Source organism: Pedococcus soli (assembly GCF_054782575.1).
Window position 1 is genome coordinate 1,403,316 of sequence record NZ_BAAGSF010000004.1, and the last position, 15,741, is coordinate 1,419,056.

At 70.9% G+C, this 15,741-nt stretch carries 17 protein-coding genes; 10 read left to right on the top strand and 7 right to left on the bottom strand.

Translation table 11 applies throughout. The features are described 5' to 3' along the window. Window positions 1-65 precede the first annotated feature (65 nt). The gene (locus ACYVKF_RS12740) at window positions 66-803 is read left to right on the top strand and encodes a phosphatase PAP2 family protein (RefSeq protein WP_460966790.1); all 738 of its coding nucleotides are present in this window, start codon (window positions 66-68) and stop codon (window positions 801-803) included. Next, window positions 784-1,473 (top strand): response regulator transcription factor, encoded by a 690-nt coding sequence (locus ACYVKF_RS12745; RefSeq protein ID WP_460966792.1) that lies wholly within the window; start codon window positions 784-786, stop codon window positions 1,471-1,473. The genes ACYVKF_RS12740 and ACYVKF_RS12745 overlap by 20 nt, the downstream gene beginning before the upstream one ends. Here ACYVKF_RS12745 and ACYVKF_RS12750 read toward each other — a convergent pair. Beyond that, a complete protein-coding gene (locus ACYVKF_RS12750; RefSeq protein ID WP_460966794.1) occupies window positions 1,442-2,848 on the bottom strand; it encodes a sensor histidine kinase in 1,407 nt (468 codons plus the stop codon). The two genes, ACYVKF_RS12745 and ACYVKF_RS12750, sit on opposite strands and share 32 nt — an antisense overlap. A 228-nt stretch (window positions 2,849-3,076) precedes the next feature. On the opposite strand from ACYVKF_RS12750, the gene ACYVKF_RS12755 reads away from it, so the two are divergent. From ACYVKF_RS12755 to ACYVKF_RS12770, 4 genes are all read left to right on the top strand, one after another. Continuing rightward, a complete protein-coding gene (locus ACYVKF_RS12755; protein WP_460966796.1) occupies window positions 3,077-3,529 on the top strand; it encodes a response regulator in 453 nt (150 codons plus the stop codon). A 272-nt stretch (window positions 3,530-3,801) separates the two neighbouring features. After that, window positions 3,802-4,245, top strand: coding sequence for a MarR family winged helix-turn-helix transcriptional regulator (locus tag ACYVKF_RS12760; RefSeq protein ID WP_460966798.1), 444 nt, complete (start codon window positions 3,802-3,804; stop codon window positions 4,243-4,245). Between the two features lie 65 nt (window positions 4,246-4,310). Beyond that, window positions 4,311-4,559, top strand: coding sequence for a hypothetical protein (locus ACYVKF_RS12765; RefSeq protein ID WP_056916535.1), 249 nt, complete (start codon window positions 4,311-4,313; stop codon window positions 4,557-4,559). A gap of 216 nt (window positions 4,560-4,775) precedes the next feature. Further along, window positions 4,776-5,198: a response regulator transcription factor gene (locus ACYVKF_RS12770; RefSeq protein ID WP_460966800.1), complete on the top strand. Its 423-nt coding sequence runs from the start codon at window positions 4,776-4,778 to the stop codon at window positions 5,196-5,198. Window positions 5,199-5,208: 10 nt separating this feature from the next. On the opposite strand, the gene ACYVKF_RS12775 is transcribed toward ACYVKF_RS12770, so the two are convergent. Beyond that, window positions 5,209-5,430 (bottom strand): hypothetical protein, encoded by a 222-nt coding sequence (locus ACYVKF_RS12775; RefSeq protein ID WP_460966802.1) that lies wholly within the window; start codon window positions 5,428-5,430, stop codon window positions 5,209-5,211. Window positions 5,431-5,446: 16 nt separating this feature from the next. Further along, window positions 5,447-6,169: a response regulator transcription factor gene (locus tag ACYVKF_RS12780; protein ID WP_082553316.1), complete on the bottom strand. Its 723-nt coding sequence runs from the start codon at window positions 6,167-6,169 to the stop codon at window positions 5,447-5,449. 490 nt (window positions 6,170-6,659) lie between these two features. Here ACYVKF_RS12780 and ACYVKF_RS12785 point away from each other — a divergent pair, with 490 nt between their 5' ends. The 3 genes from ACYVKF_RS12785 (at window position 6,660) to ACYVKF_RS12795 (ending at window position 11,444) form a co-directional block, all read left to right on the top strand. After that, entirely contained in the window at window positions 6,660-7,088 is a 429-nt protein-coding gene (locus ACYVKF_RS12785) for a response regulator (RefSeq protein ID WP_460966804.1), read from the top strand. 1 nt (window position 7,089) lies between these two features. After that, complete coding sequence (locus tag ACYVKF_RS12790) at window positions 7,090-9,156, top strand: sensor histidine kinase (protein ID WP_460966806.1); 2,067 nt, start codon at window positions 7,090-7,092, stop codon at window positions 9,154-9,156. Window positions 9,157-9,227: 71 nt separating this feature from the next. Next, window positions 9,228-11,444 carry a glycoside hydrolase family 31 protein gene (locus ACYVKF_RS12795; RefSeq protein WP_460966808.1) on the top strand — a complete coding sequence of 739 codons (2,217 nt, stop codon included), beginning with the start codon at window positions 9,228-9,230 and terminating at the stop codon, window positions 11,442-11,444. Between the two features lie 81 nt (window positions 11,445-11,525). Here the strand turns inward: ACYVKF_RS12795 and ACYVKF_RS12800 are convergent, their stop codons facing one another. Both ACYVKF_RS12800 and ACYVKF_RS12805 read right to left on the bottom strand, forming a co-directional pair. Further along, window positions 11,526-11,786 (bottom strand): hypothetical protein, encoded by a 261-nt coding sequence (locus ACYVKF_RS12800; RefSeq protein ID WP_056919780.1) that lies wholly within the window; start codon window positions 11,784-11,786, stop codon window positions 11,526-11,528. 17 nt (window positions 11,787-11,803) lie between these two features. Next, the gene (locus ACYVKF_RS12805) at window positions 11,804-13,360 is read right to left on the bottom strand and encodes a dolichyl-phosphate-mannose--protein mannosyltransferase (RefSeq protein WP_460966810.1); all 1,557 of its coding nucleotides are present in this window, start codon (window positions 13,358-13,360) and stop codon (window positions 11,804-11,806) included. Between the two features lie 33 nt (window positions 13,361-13,393). Between ACYVKF_RS12805 and rsmI the strand changes: the two genes are divergently transcribed. Next, window positions 13,394-14,245: a 16S rRNA (cytidine(1402)-2'-O)-methyltransferase gene (rsmI, locus tag ACYVKF_RS12810; protein ID WP_460966813.1), complete on the top strand. Its 852-nt coding sequence runs from the start codon at window positions 13,394-13,396 to the stop codon at window positions 14,243-14,245. Window positions 14,246-14,269: 24 nt separating this feature from the next. Here rsmI and ACYVKF_RS12815 read toward each other — a convergent pair whose 3' ends face one another. Together ACYVKF_RS12815 and ACYVKF_RS12820 are read right to left on the bottom strand one after the other, a co-directional pair. Further along, window positions 14,270-15,040: a CPBP family intramembrane glutamic endopeptidase gene (locus ACYVKF_RS12815; RefSeq protein WP_056916544.1), complete on the bottom strand. Its 771-nt coding sequence runs from the start codon at window positions 15,038-15,040 to the stop codon at window positions 14,270-14,272. A 31-nt stretch (window positions 15,041-15,071) separates the two neighbouring features. Next, complete coding sequence (locus ACYVKF_RS12820) at window positions 15,072-15,671, bottom strand: DUF4126 domain-containing protein (RefSeq protein ID WP_460966815.1); 600 nt, start codon at window positions 15,669-15,671, stop codon at window positions 15,072-15,074. Between the last annotated feature and the right edge of the window lie 70 nt (window positions 15,672-15,741).

Consider the following 15,741-nt stretch of genomic DNA (forward strand, 5'->3'; position numbering starts at 1 on the left):
AGTGGTGTGATCCTGACCGCTGGCCGGTGACCTTACCGGCGACCAGAGAGTGAGCGCGTGAACCTGTGAGCCGTCGACCCGTTGCCGCACCCCGGCTCGCCGTGCCCGGCGCGCTGGTGGTGACCTCGTCGCGCACCCCGGCCCTCGCCGGAGCCGGTGTCGCTGCCGCGGCCCTGGCCGGGTTCGCCGGCCTCGTCGACGGGGTGACGGAGAACGCCGACCTCACGTCGTACGACCCCGGCATCGCGTCCTCCGTGGCCGACCTGAGAGTGCCCGGCCTCACCTTCGCCGCGGAGGTCGTCAGCACCGTGGGCAGCGAGGTGGCCATCGGCCTGCTGACCGTGGTGACCCTGGCCCTGCTGTGGTTCGTCTGGCGGGAACGCGCCCGGGCGGTCCTGTTCGGTGCGACCATGGCGGCCGCGGGGGTCCTGACGCTCGGCGTCAAGCACCTGTTGGGGCGGCACCGCCCGCCGGCCGCGTTCGTCGTGGGGCCGGTCGACACCGGGTACTCGTTCCCCTCCGGCCACACGTTGTTCTCGACCGTGTTCATCGGGCTCGTGGTGATGCTGGTCCTCTGGCCGCGGGCCCACCGGCGTGGCCGGGTGGCGGCCGTGGCCGCGTGGGCGCTCGCCAGCGCCGCGATCGGGGCGAGCCGGGTCTACCTCGGCTACCACTGGACCACCGACGTCATCGCGGGTTGGGTGTTGGCTGTCGGAGTCCTCGGCCTCGCCCTCACCGTGGGGTCGGCCCGGCAGCAGCAGCACGACGTGAGGGGTTCAGCCCATGCGGGTCCTGCTCGTTGAGGACGAGAAAGCCCTGGCGGAGACCCTGCGCCGCGGCCTGACGAACGAGGGGTTCGTCGTCGACGTCGCCCACGACGGCATCACCGGTCAGTGGCTCGCGACGGAGAACCCCTACGACGTCATGGTGCTGGACATCATGCTGCCCGGTCGCAACGGCTACGACGTGCTGAAGAACATCCGCGAGCTGAAGATCTGGACGCCCGCGATGATGCTCACCGCCAAGGACGGCGACTACGACCAGACCGACGCGTTCGACCTCGGGGCCGACGACTACCTCACGAAGCCGTTCAGCTTCCTCGTGCTGGTCGCGCGGCTGCGCGCCCTGGTGCGTCGCGGTGCCCCTGTCCGCCCGGTCGAGCTGGCGGTCGGCGATCTGCAGCTCGACCCGAACAAGCGCACCGTCAGCCGCAACGGGCACTCGATCGCCTTGACTGCCAAGGAGTTCGCGGTCCTGCAGTTCATGATGCGCCACCCCGAGGTGGTCCTGTCCAAGGCGGAGATCCTCGACAACGTCTGGGACCAGGCCTTCGACGGCAGCGACAACATCGTCGAGGTCTACGTCGGTTACCTGCGCCGCAAGATCGACGTCGCCTTCGGTGTCACGTCCCTGGAGACGGTGCGGGGGATGGGCTACCGGCTCATGGCGGTGTCTGGCGGAACGCCCCAGTGACCGGTTCGGTCGCCTCCGCGGTGACCGGCGCCGGCACCACGGGGATACGAGCCTCGAACCGGCACTGACCGTCCGGGGTCTCGGTCGCCCGCACCACACCGCCGTGCGCCTCGACGATCGTCCGGACGATGGCCAGCCCCAGCCCGCTCCCGCCGCTGTCGCGCTCGCGCGACTCCTCGAGGCGGGCGAACCGGTCGAAGACCGCCTCCCGCTGCTCCAGCGGGACCGGCGGACCGTCGTTGTCGATGGTCATCACCACGTCGTCCCCCTGCGGCTGCACGCCGAGGAACACGCCGCCCTGGGTGTGGGCGGCCGCGTTGTCGACGAGGTTGCGCAGCGCCTGGCCCAGCTTGAGGCGGTCGCCCACGACGCGGGACGCGGTGATCGAGGCAGTCACCGGGACCTCGCCGGTGGCGCGCAGCCGGCGGACCTCGCCCTCGAGCAGGTCGTCGACGTCCACCTCCTGCAGGGTCAGCGGGAGGCCGTCGTCGGCCTTGGCCAGGGTCAGCAGGTCCTCCACGAGGTGCTGCATCCGCAGGACCTCGCCGTGGATGACGGCGTCCCGGTCGGGGTCCGAGCGCGACACCTCGATCGCCGCGCGGATGGTGGCCAGGGGGCTGCGCAGCTCGTGGGAGGCGTCGGAGATGAACCTGCGCGTGGTCGCGTCCGCCTGCTCCAACCGCGCCAGCATGAGGTTCATGGTCTGGGCGAGCCGGGCGATCTCGTCGCCGGTCGGCGGCACGGTGATGTGACCCCGCCCGCGCACCCTGGTGATGCGGGCGACCTCGCTGCGGATGCGCTCGACCGGCATCAGGGCCTGCTTGACGATCCGGCTGATCAGCATGAGCAGGAGGACCAGCACCGCGAGCGCGCCCAGCGCGAGCAGCAGCGTGGCGGTGCGGACCGTGTTGGCCTCCACGTCGAGCGGGTTGGCCACCACGACCACGTATGCCGCCCCCGACGGGTCGGCGACGCCCTGCGCGACCACGGCGTGGGGTTCGCCCACCTCACCGGGAATCGTCGCCTCCTGGGCCACGTCGACCGATCCCGGAGCGGGGCGCAGGGCGGTGAGCGGGGACCGCGCCAGGGCCGACTCGGACGACGCGACGACCCGCTGCTGGCTGTCGATGACCTGCAGGAGCGAACCCTGGCTGGTCACGTCGAGGAGGGCGAGGTCGGCCGACCGTTCGCCGCCGGCGATCGTGGCGCTGATCTCGGTGGCACGGCTGCGGGCCGCCTCCTGGGCGGCGCTGTAGAGGATGCGGTCGAGGGCCGTGGCGAAGGCCACGACGCCGAGGACGATGACGATCGTCGCTGCGGCCGCGGAGACCACCAGGACACGGCGCTGCAGTGACCAAGCGTTCCAACGTCTCACGCGAAGCCCCGTCGGTCTGGATGTGGGCAGGCAGGCTAGCAGCGACGTCCTGAAGTGACCCTGAGCCTCGGACGGGAAGGGATTTCCCAATCACGCCTCACGCTTCGAGCGCCGGCGGTAAATTCAATCACCTCCTGTCCGCACCGTCGTAGGAGGCGCGAGCACTGTGTCGACACTGGTTCCCCCGAGGGTCCTGGGTGCTCGACGTGCGCCGACGGTGGCGGCCGGATGAGGGGCCCGAGCGGGCAGCCGATCGCCCTGATCGCCGATGACGACGAGGACATCCGCGGAGTGCTGTCCCTGGCCGTCGGCGCGGCCGGGCTCCAGTCGGTCCTGGCCGAGGACGGCCGGCAGGCGGTCCAGCTGCTCGAGGACCTGCACCCCGACCTCATCCTGCTCGACGTCCAGATGCCCGGGTTGAGCGGCATCGAGGTCTGCTGGTGGATCCGGCGCCAGCGCCACCTCGCCCACGTGCCCGTCGTGCTCGTCAGCGCCCGCACGTCGCCCTTCGAGATCGACGCCGGGCTGCTCGCCGGCGCGAACCACTACGTCACGAAGCCGTTCACCCAGGCCCAGATCCTCGGGGTCATCGCCAAGTTCCGGACGAGCCGCCCAGCGACGACGCCGGCCCTGCGCGCCCCGACCGCCGTCGTCATACCGGACCTCGGTCTGGCCCGCTGAGCGGACGGCGCGGCCCGGCACCTGTTGGTGCCGCCGCGGGATCAGCCATCCCCCCGGATGCTGACCCCGCGTCGGCGGCAGGCCCAGTGTGGGCCGCCGTCGGTCCCCGGGGGAAGCGTCTTGGCAGATGTCGGGGCACAAGTTGACCCACTTGTGACCCGGGGACCGGAGGGGTCGATCGTCCGGTTGCGTTGTCCCGGGCTCTTCCGTCGGGCGTGGAGTCGAATACATCGCGCGTGATGTATATTCTGTCCCGGCCGGAAGGAGCGCTCGTGACCACCCCCACCAATCTTCGGCTCGACGACCAGCTGTGCTTCGCCCTGTATGCGGCGACCAACCAGATCACCCGTGCCTACCGTCCGCTGCTCGAGCGCATCGGTCTCACCTACCCGCAGTACCTCGTGATGATGGTGCTGTGGGAGTCCGACCACCGCCCGATCAGCGACATCGCCGGCAGGTTGCAGCTGTCGACCCACGCCCTCAGCCCGCTGCTGCGCCGACTCGAGAGCGCCGGCTTCGTGGAGCGCCAGGTCGACGGTGCCGATGCCCGGGTCACGATCGTGTCGCTGACCCCCGAGGGTCGCGCGCTCGAGCAGGGGGCCTCGCTGGCGCAGTACGACGTGGTGGACCAGACCCGCCTGTGCAGTGAGGACCTGGGCGAGCTGCGCGACGCGCTGCGCGCCCTCGTCGTCGACCTCGTGGCGGAGGCGTCATGAGCCCGAACCGTTCGAGAGTTCCCGAGGACAGGCGGCAACCGAGCAGCCCGAACTCGGACCATTCGATGTCGTGGGGCAGCAGGCAGTCCGAGAGCGAGGTCGAGTCGAGGTCCGATGCGCGGTCGCGTGCTGCCGACTGGAGCGTCCACTGTCCGTCGTGCGGCAGCGAGAAGACGACCGTCGTGCAGTCGGCCGACCGCGGGCCGGGCAGCTCGATCCGGCGCGACAACCCCGGGTACAAGTGCTTCGCCTGCGGCGCGGGGTGGACCGTGACCGTCGGCGACGACCGCGACCCGGGCGACCGTTCCGGCTGACCCGTCGGCTGCCCCCGGCTGCCCCCGGCTGCCCCCGGCTGCCTCCGGCTGCCCCCGGCTGCCGCCAGCTGCCTCCTGGATGACCTGCACCACTGACCACCCGCCCCGATCGTCCACGGCCCGGACGGCCCACCTGAACCCCGGTGGTCTCCGAAGTCCTGTGTGACAATTCTCCGGGGTGGCGAAAAGCCGTGATGAGGGACAAAGGGGGGCGCGTTGGAGAGCCAGGACGTCCGTGTCCTCGTCGCGGAGGACGATGAGGACATCCGCATCCTCATCGAGCGCGTCTTCTCCTACGTCGGGGTCCGGGTCACCACCGTCGGCAACGGGGCCGCGGCTCTGGCGGCCGTGTCGGACGTCGACCCGCACTGCCTGGTCCTGGACCTGCGCATGCCCGACGTCGACGGCATGGAGGTCCTGACCACCATGCGTCACACGGGCGCCACGGTGCCGGCGGTCATGCTCACTGCCTCGGTCGAGACCGAGATCGAGGTGGAGGCGCTCGAGGTGGGGGCCTTCGCCGTGGTGCGCAAGCCGTTCCAGACCCGTGCCCTGCTCACCGTCGTGGCACGGGCGATCCGTTCGGTGTCACCGGACCTTCCGTTCCCCGAGCGGTTCGCGGAGGCGACCCGGCTCTGAGGCCTGGGGGCTATCCCTCGTCCCTGACGTCCTCGACGTCCTTGTGGGCGCCCTCGCCGTGGTCGGCGGTGCCGTCGTCCGCATGCACCCCGAGGAGGTGCTCGAGCCTGGTCAGCGACGCAAGGCTGTCGCTGAGGTCGCGCACGACGTCCTCCGGCCGACCCGCCTCACCGCGGGCTGCCTCCCTGGCCAGCTCGAGGTAGCCGCGCAGGGCGGCCAGCGTGTTCCGCACGCGGTGGTCCACGGGCTCACCCACCCTGGCCGGTCCCTGCCTGGGCGACGCCGGCGACGACGGTCGGCACCCAGCGGTAGCCGATCCGGGTCTCCGTGCGCACGAACCGCGGTTCCTTGGAGTCGTCGCCGAGCTTGGCCCGCAACGAGCGCAGGTGGGCCCGCAGGGTCTGCACCGTCTCCTCACCGTGGCCGGCGCCCCAGATGCGGGCGATCAGCCACTGGTGCGTCAGCAGCTTGCCCGGCTGCGCCACGAACAGCTCGAGCAAGCGCCACTCGGTCGGGGTGAGCCGCAGGGCGACGCCGTCGAGCTCCACGGTCTTCATGGCCAGGTCCACGTCGAGGCCGTCCGTGCTGAGGGTGGCCGAGTCCGGGGTGGCGCCCGACCGCCGGAGCAGCGCCCGCACGCGGGCGCGGAGCTCGCCCAGGCTGAACGGCTTCTCGAGGTAGTCGTCAGCGCCCTCGTCGAGAGCCGCGATCTTGCGCTCCTCCTCCCCGTCGCCGGAGAGGATCAGGACCGGGACCGAACTCCACGAGCGGATCCGGCGCAGCACCTCGATCCCGTCGATGTCCGGGAGGTTGAGGTCGAGCACGATCAGGTCCGGGGCGCTGGACGCGGCGAGGGAGACGGCATCGAGTCCGTTCCGGGACGCGTCGACGTCGTATCCCTCCCGCTGGAGGCCGCGGGTCAGCGCCGTCACGATCTGCGCCTCGTCATCGACCACCATCAGTCGAGCCATTCCGTGAGTCTAGAGACACAAAGGTGCACAAGGGGCACAATCGACGTAGCTCACAGGTGGACGCGTGGGTCGGCATCGCGACGGCTTCCCTGGCGCGCGGTCGCTCCCGCTGGCCCTCGTCGGCCAGGACCTTCGTGGATCTTCACGCCATCTTCACGCGGTGCGGGGGGTTGCTCATCGCCTCCTTCACGCCGACCGTCGCAGAATGGGTCTCGGCACCACGCGGTGCCGGTCATGACGGTCCTGGATTTCCCCCCTGCAGGACCCCGGCGACCGGACGGACTCGTAGAGACCTCCCTGCACTCTTCGAGTCCGTCCACCCCCTGATGAACCCGTGCCGACGTCCCCCGGTCGGCGCGCGGACGTCACCGAAGACGGCGGCGGTGCGAGACCCCTGATCGCACCTGCCGTCACTGCCCCGGGACGGGCTCGTGATGGTTCCCCCTCCATTTCGAGCCCGTCCCTGCACGTGATGGGAGATCGTGGACTCATGCCCCTTGCCCTGATCGCCGACGACGACGCGGACATCCGCGATCTCCTGTCGCTGGCCGTGGGCAGGACCGGCGCCCAGACCGTCCTCGTGGAGGACGGCCGTGAGGCGGTGCGGAGGCTGCAGGACATCACCCCGGACGTGATCCTCCTCGACGTCCAGATGCCCGGGTTGAGCGGCATCGAGGTCTGCTGGTGGATCCGGCGGCAGCGGCACCTGGTGCACGTGCCCGTGATCCTGGTCAGCTCGCGGACGTCGCCGTTCGAGATCGACGCGGGCCTGCTGGCCGGTGCGAACCACTACGTGACCAAGCCGTTCAGCACGGCGCACATCATGGCGGTGGTCGCCCAGCTGCTCACCGAGCGTGCCGCACTTGCACTTCCCGCACCGGTCGTGATCCCCGACCTGCCGATGCAGAGGGACTGCTGACATGACCATCGCCGGCCTCACCGCATACGGGAAGGGCCTCCCTCGTCGCCCGAGGGAGGTGGCCGTCGGTGTCGCGGTCCTCGCGGTCGTCTTCGTCCTCATGCTGACGTCCGTCCGGTTGGCGCCGGTGGGTTCCACCGTGGCTGCGTGGTGGCCGGCGGCGGGGGTGAGCGCAGGCGGCGTGCTCCTCGCCCGCGGCCGCCAGCGGGTGGTCATGCTCGCCGGCATCTGGCTGGTGTGCCTGTCCGCCAACGTCATCGGTGGCCGGCACGTGCCCTCCGCCGCGGGCTTCGCCTTCGCCAACCTGGCCGAGTGCGTCGTGGTCGCGCTGCTGATGTTCGGCTACGGCGGCCAGGGGCGCTCGCTGCGGACGATGCAGGACTTCTGGCGACTGCTGCTCGCGGCGTTCTGCGGTGCCGTGGTGGCGGGCGCGCTCGGCGGGCTCAGTGCCACGGCCCTCACGCCGGCACCGTTCCTGCCCACCGCGCGCTCGGTCGCCGCGTCCCACCTCGCAGCCCTGCTGGTGATCCTCCCCCTGTTCCTGCGCACCGGTCCGACCATCCACCGCCGGCCGTGGGAGCGGGTCGTTCAGTGGACCGGCGTCGTCGTGAGCACCTCGGTGGTGTTCGGCCTCACCGAGCAGGTCCCCGTGGCGTTCGTGGCGATCCCCGTCCTGGTCTGGAGCGCGTTGCGCAACTCCCTGCGGACGACCTCGCTGCAGCTGCTCTGCGTCGGGGTGCTCGTCAGCGTGTTCACTGCTCGCGGCCACGGTCCGTTCGCCCTCAGCGCGTCCGGGTCGAACCTCCGGCCCGAGACCGTCGCCTCGCTGGTGCAGGCGTTCCTGGCCGTGTGCGCGTTCACCGTGCTGCCCCTGTCGTTGACGGTCATGCAGCGCCGTGAGCTGCTGGCCCGGGTCAGCGAGAGCGAGGAGGTGTTCCGGCACGGGTTCGCCGACGCGATGCTGGGCATGTTCATCCTGCGTTGCGAGGACGCCTACCCCCGCGCCATCGAGGCGAACGACGTGGCGGCCCGCCTCCTGGGCCAGGACCGCGGGGCCCTGCTGTCCGACGGCGACTGGCTGGAGAACTTCCTGGAGCCGGGACGTTCCGAGGTCCGCGCCGGAATGCTGGCGATCATGGCCGAGACCAGCAAGGGGTGGCGCGGCGAGGTCCAGCTCGCGCAGGACCCGTCGCGGTGGATCGAGCTGGTGCTCTCCACCCTCAACCGTGACGGCTCCCACTACATGTTCACCGCCCAGCTCGTCGACACCACGGAGCAGCACAGTGCGCGCCAGCTCCTCGAGGCGGCCCTGGTCAAGGAGCGCGAGGCCGTCGTCGAGCTCCAGCGCCTCAACGACGCGAAGTCCACGTTCGTCTCGTCCGTGAGCCATGAGCTGCGCACCCCCGTGACGAGCGTCGTCGGCTACACGGAGATGCTCATCGACGGGGTGGGCGGCGACGTCAACCCCGACCAGCGCGACATGCTCGGCCGGATCCGGCGCAACGGTCAACGCCTCATGGTCCTCATCGAGGACCTCCTCACCGCCTCCCGGCTCGAGTCCGGCGCGAACACCCCGGTCCTGCGCAACCACGACCTGCGCGACACCGCCAAGGGCGCGCTCGAGGGGGTCGCGCCGCTGCTGCGCGACCGGCGGCTGCGGATGAACCTCGAGGTCGGCAGCCAACCGACGCCGGTGCTCGCCGATGCCGGTCAGCTCGAGCGACTGGTCATGAACCTGCTGAGCAACGCCATCAAGTTCACCCCCGACGGTGGTGCCGTCACGGTACGCGTGTCCCACAGCGGCACGAACGCCCTGCTCTCGGTGTCGGACACCGGCATGGGCATCCCCGAGGACGAGCAGGACCAGCTCTTCAGCCGCTTCTTCCGGTCCAGCAGCGCCCAACGGCAGGCGATCCAGGGCACGGGGATCGGCCTGTCGATCGTCCGCGGCATCGCCAGCCAGCACGGTGGGGCCGTGTCGGCCGCCTCGGTCGAGGGACTCGGCTCGACGTTCACGCTGAACCTGCCCCTCGACGACCCTGCCGCCGTGGACGCCGCCACCCTCTGACGCCGAGGTCCGGGCGCACGGACGTGGAAGAGTGGTGGCCGTCCGTTCCGGCCCACCCGACAGGGAGCACCGTGAAAGAGCACTTCCGGCTCGAGACCCACCCGATCGCCGACCCCGCGAACATCGTGCAGGGCGAACACCACCGGATCACCGTCCTCGACGCCGGGCTGGCGCGGCTGGAGTACAGCGCGACGGGGGAGTTCGAGGACCGGGCGTCGCAGACGGTGCTCAACCGCGCCTTCCCGCCGTGCGACTTCACGGTGACGCAGGGGGCCGACGGCCTGGTCGAGATCAGCACCGAACGCTTCCACCTCACCTACGACGGGGGCGAGTTCACCACCCAGGGCCTGTCCGTGTGGGCGAAGGGCGGGTTCCACTCCCAGGACAGCGTGTGGAGGTATGGCGTGCCGTCCCCGAACCTCGGTGGCACCGCGCGCACGCTCGACGACGTCGACGGCGCCATCGCGCTGGAGAACGGGATCCTCGCCCACGACGGCATCGCGATGGTCGACGACTCCTCGACGGTCCTGCTCACCGACGACGGCTGGATCACCCCGCGCCGTGAGGGCAACCTCGACCTCTACGTCTTCGCGTACGGCCGCGACTTCCGTCGCGCGCTCGAGGTGCTCTACACACTGACAGGCCCGACCCCGCTGCTGCCGCGGTACGCGCTCGGCAACTGGTGGAGCCGCTACCACCCGTACTCCGCGGACGAGTACCTCGCGCTCATGGACAAGTTCGCGGGCGAGGGCATCCCGTTCTCCGTCGGTGTCATCGACATGGACTGGCACCTGGTCGACATCGACCCGAAGTACGGCAGCGGCTGGACCGGCTACACCTGGAACCGAGACCTCTTCCCCGACCCGCAGGCGTTCCTCACCGCGCTGCACGAGCGGGGTCTGGCCACGTCGCTCAACGTGCACCCGGCCGAGGGCGTCCACGCGCACGAAGCCGCCTACGCCGCTCTCGCGAAGAGGGTCGGGGTGGACCCGGCCTCCGAGGTCGCCGTCCCCTTCGACCCCACCGACCCCGACTTCCTCGAGGCGTACTTCGAGGAGCTGCACCATCCGCTCGAGGACGAGGGCGTCGACTTCTGGTGGCTGGACTGGCAGCAGGGCGGAGTCACCCGGGTCCCCGGCCTGGACCCGTTGTGGCTGCTCAACCACTTCCACTACCTCGACTCGGGACGGGCGGGCCGACGGCCGCTGACCTTCTCGCGCTACGCGGGGATCGGCAGCCACCGCTACCCGATCGGCTTCTCGGGCGACACGATGATCACGTGGGAGTCGCTGGACTTCCAGCCGTACTTCACGGCGACGGCGAGCAACGCCGGCTACGGCTGGTGGAGCCACGACATCGGCGGCCACTTCAAGGGGTACAAGGACGACGAGCTCGCCACGCGCTGGGTCCAGCTCGGGGTCTTCTCGCCGATCAACCGGCTGCACTCGGGCTTCAACCCGTTCAACACCAAGGAGCCGTGGCGCTTCGGCACGCGCGCCCAGCAGGTGATGACCGAGCACCTGCGGTTGCGGCACCAGCTGATGCCCTACCTCGCCACGATGAACGTCCGCGCGCACGAGGGGCGCCCGATCGTCGAGCCGATGTACTACGAGCACCCGGACGAGCACGAGGCGTACCAGGTGCCCAACCAGTTCATGTTCGGCACCGACCTGCTCGTGGCGCCCATCACCTCGCCGGCCGACCGCGAGACCGGTCTCGGGCGGGTCAAGGCGTGGCTGCCGGAGGGGGAGTGGGTCGACCTGTTCACGGGCACCCGCTACCGCGGCGGTCGGGTGCTGCACCTGCACCGCGACCTCGGCTCCATACCGGTGCTCGCGCGGGCCGGCACGATCCTCCCGGTGGTGCCCGCGGACTCCCTCGGCGGAGGCACCGACCCGTCGAGCCGGATCGAGCTGCGCGTCGTCCCCGGCGCGGACGGGGAGTTCACCCTGGTCGAGGACAGGGACGACCAGCGGTGGGCCCGCACGCGGATCACGTATGACGACGCGGCGGGTGCCGTGACCGTGCACGACGTGGAGGGCGACGGCTCGTCCGTGCCCGCGGACCGTTCGTACGACACGGTTCTCGTCGGGATCGACAACGGCGACCCGGTGGCCGCGGCGTTCGCGATCCTCGACCGGGCGCAGATGGGCTTCGAGCTCAAGGGCGCGGCGTACGAGGCGATCCGCACGGCCCCCACACCGGCCTCCGCGATCGGGACCCTGCAGGCGCTCGAGGTGTCGCCGGCCCTGCTGGGCGCGCTCACCGAGGTGCTGCTGGCCCGCTGACCTCCTCGGTTCGAGGTGTTCGGGTACCGGATCCCGGTCCTCGAACACCTCGAACCGGCCGGTGAGGCGCTCAGCCGGCGGTCAGCCGAAGAGGGTGCCGTCGCTGATCGCCTCGGCATCGGCCCGCAGGTCGGCGTCACGGACGACGAACGCGGGGCCGACGCGATCAGCGAGGAGGCGGTTGAGCTCGGCGTGGACCGTGTCGGCCGGCACCCCACCCATGGCGTCGCGCACCTCACGGATGGTGGCCCGCAGGACGGCGTTCGCGGCGTCGAGGCGGGCGACGTCCTCGTCCTCGATCATCATGCCCACGGTGCCCGGGGCGAACTCGAAGCGCGTCACGGGCCAAGCCTGCCGTGTCAGACCCAGCTGGGGAACCACATCCGCAGCGACCACTGACCCTGGGGGATGACCTGGGCGGTGTAGATCGGCCAGAAGAACGCGAACAGCACCAGCGTCAGCAGGCAGTAGGCGCCCACGACGTAGAGGCCGACCTCGCGTCGGCGGCGCGAGTCCGTCCGCTTGCCGAGGACGATCCCGAGGACGAAGACGACGGCGAAGATGATCCACGGCTCGAACGCCACCGTGTAGAAGGAGTAGATCGTGCGCTCCTCGAGGCCGAACCACGGCAGGTAGCCGCCGGCCAGCCCGGCGAGGATGCCGCCGGCCCGCCAGTCCCGCTTGAACAGCCAGTAGAAGACGAGCACGAACACCGCAGCCGCGCCCAGCCACCAGATCGAGACCGTGCCGATCGAGGTGATCGCCTTGGAGCACTGGGCGACGGTGCAGCCGTCCTCGCCGCGCTTGGGCCCCTCGTAGAAGAACGACGTGGGCCGCCCCTGGACGACCCACGACCACGGGTTGGTCCGGTAGGGGTGGTTGTCGTGGAGGTTGACGTGGAAGGTGTAGATCTCCTGGTGGTAGTGCCACAACGAGCGCACCGCGTCAGGGACCCATGGCGTGTCCTTCGACGGGTGCATCGCTCCCCACGTGCGGTCGTACCCGAGGTTCGAGCGGAACCAGCCCACCCAGGACGCGAGGTAGGTCAGCGTGGCCGTCCCCACCATGAGCAGCGCGGCCCACAGCCCGTCCTTGACGAGCATCGCTGAGAACCAGTGGCGCACCCCGGCAGCTCGCCGCGCGCCGAGGTCCCACAGCACCGTCATGAGGCCGAACGCCACGAGGAAGAACAGTCCCGACCACTTGGTGCCGGCACACAGGCCCAGGCAGACCGCCGCCACCCAGCGCCATGGTCGCCAGCCGAGCCACGGGCCGAGCCCGGCCGCGAGCTGGCGCGGCGTGAGGTCGGCGACCTTGGCGGCCAGGATCGCCCGCGAGCGGTCACGGTCGATGAGCAGCGCGCAGAACGCGGCCAGGGCCCAGAACATGACGATGAGGTCGAGCAGCCCCGTCCGGGACTGGACGAAGTGGTGCCCCTCGAAGGCCACGAGGAACGCGGCGATCGTCCCGAGCAGGGACGAGCCGAACAACCGCCGGGCCGCTCGGCCGATCATGAGGATCGACAGCGTCCCGAGCACGCACACCGAGAAGCGCCAGCCCCACGACGAGGTCTGGCCGAAGAGGTGCTCCCCGACCGCGATGATCCACTTGCCGACGGGCGGGTGGACGACGAGGTCGCCCTCGGTCCCGAACACGTCGGGCGTGCCGCGGGTGAACAGCTCGTCGGGCTTCTTGATGCTGTCGGGCACGCGCATCTCGACGCCGTACTCGAGCATCGAGACGCCCTGCTTGACGTAGTACGTCTCGTCGAACACCAGCTGGTGCGGCCGGTCCAGCGACCAGAAGCGCATGATGCCGCCGACGACGGCGAAGAACAGCGGACCGAGCCAGCCCCACAGGGTGTCGCTGGGCCGGAACCCGAGCAGCCGTGATCGCAGCTCGTCGGTCCGGGTCATGCGCGACATCGTATGCACACCGGGCCTGACAGGATGACACCCGTGACACCAGAGCCGAAGGCAGGAGTCCTCGTCCTCGCGGCGACCCCCATCGGCGACCCCCGTGACGCCGCACCGCGGCTCGCGCAGGAGATCACCGGCGCCGACGTCGTCGCGGCGGAGGACACCCGCCGGCTGCGCCGGTTGTGCAACGACCTCGGGGTGACGCCCGGGGGGTCGGTGCTCAGCTACCACGAGCACAACGAGGCGGCCCGGACCCCCGAGCTCGTCGAGCGGCTGCGCGGCGGCGAGCGCGTGGTCGTCGTGACCGACGCCGGTATGCCGTCCGTGTCGGACCCCGGGTACCGCCTGGTCGACGCGGCCGTGGCTGCCGGCGTCCGGGTCACCTGCGTGCCGGGGCCCAGTGCCGTGCTCATGGCGCTCGCGGTCTCCGGTCTGCCGGTCGACCGGTTCTGCTTCGAGGGCTTCCTCCCGCGCAAGGGTGGCGAGCGGGCACGCACCCTCGCTGCGCTGTCCGACGAGCGTCGCACCATGGTGTTCTTCGAGGCGCCGCACCGCATCGAGGTGAGCCTGCGGGCGATGGCCGAGGCCTGGGGGCCGGACCGCCGAGCCGCCGTGTGCCGCGAGCTGACCAAGACCTACGAGGAGGTCCGCCGCGGTGGGCTCGGTGAGCTCGCCGACTGGGCCGCCGACGGCGTGCGCGGCGAGATCACGGTCGTCGTGGCCGGGGCGACGCCCACGGTGACATCCGTCGAGGAGGCGCTGCCCGCCATACGCGAGCGGGTCACGGCCGGGGAGCGGCTCAAGGACGTGTGTGCCGACGTCGCGGTGACCACGGGGCTGTCGAAGAAGTCGTTGTACGACGGGTACCTGGCGCAGCGGTGAGCCGGACCCGGGCCGGCGCCCGGGTCAGGTGAGGAACGACAGGTGGTCCTTGAGCAGCGCGTAGCCGACGAAGGCGACGACGTCGAGGATCGTGTGGCACACGACGAGCGGGCCGACCCGCTTGGTGCGGGTGTAGACCCAGCCGAAGAACAGGCCCATGGCGATGTTGCCGATGAAGCCGCCGAAGCCCTGGTAGAGGTGGTACGAGCCGCGGATCAGGGCCGACGTCACGACCACTGCGGGCAGCGACCAGCCGGCCTGGCGCCACCGGGTGAAGAGGTAGCCGACCATGATGACCTCCTCGAGGACGGCGTTCTGCACCGCCGCGAGGACGAGGACGGGCACGGTCCACCAGTGGTCGGAGAGGTTGGCCGCGGCGATGGTGGTGTTGAACCCGGCGGCCTTCGCCGCGGCGTACAGCGCGAGTCCCGGCAGTCCCACGGCGGCTGCCAGCAGCAGTCCCCGGACGAGGTCCCGGCCGGGCTGGCGCAGGTCGGCCCCGATGGCGTGGGTGGCGTCGGGGCGGTCGCGCCGCAGCAGGTGCACGGCGAGGGCGACCGGGACGAGGGCGATGACGATGCCGACGAGCTGGTAGGCCAGGTCGAGCCAGGGTCGGTCGGGCGTCACCGACGAGTTCATCGCGGTGGTCTGCTGGTTGAGCGCGCGCTGCTGCGTGAGCTTGTTGATGATCGACAGGAGCGACCAGATCGCCGACGCCCCCAGGCTGACGCCGAGGACGAGGACCGTCTCGGTGACCAGCGAGCGACGCGACAGCGGGGTGGTGGCGACGGTCATGCGCCCATCCTGTCCGCGAACCCTGAGAGCGTCATGCAAGCGCTGAGCGGCTGTCGCGTCGGCGCCGTCGTCGCCGGGCGACGCGCCACAGCCACACGAGCAGCGCAGCGAGGGCGACGAGCAGGACGATCACCAGGACGGGCAGGAAGACCGCGACCAGGCTCATCCCGATGGAGACGCCGTCCTCGACGGTCGAGGCGACCGGGGCGCCGAAGCCGAGGGTTCCGGCATTGATCGCCGGCCGCGCCACGGTCTTGCCGGTGTGGACCAGGCCGGACACCACCACCCCCAGGGCGATCCCGACCCACGGGTGGTCGGTCATCCAGGTGGAGCGGTCGATCTGGTCCGCCGCGGACGTGGCCGCGAAGACCAGGCCACCCATGCTCGGACGGATGAAGGTCTGCACGGCGTCGTTGACGGTGTCGACGGCGGGGATCTTGTCGAGCACGACCTCGGTGAGCAGCAGCAGGGCGCCGATCCCGATGGCCCACCAGGACTCGATCCAGGCGTAGGACTGGGGGAGGGTGAGGACGTCGGTGAAGCGTGCGACGAGTGCGACGAGCAGGAACGGGATGTAGGCGTTCAGGCCCGCCGCGGCGGACAGGCCCATGCCGGTGAGGGCGGCGATCATCGGTCACCTCCTAGGGCGAAGGGCCCGGCAGCCGTGGTGGCTGCCGGGCCCTTCGGGTGGATCACGGTCG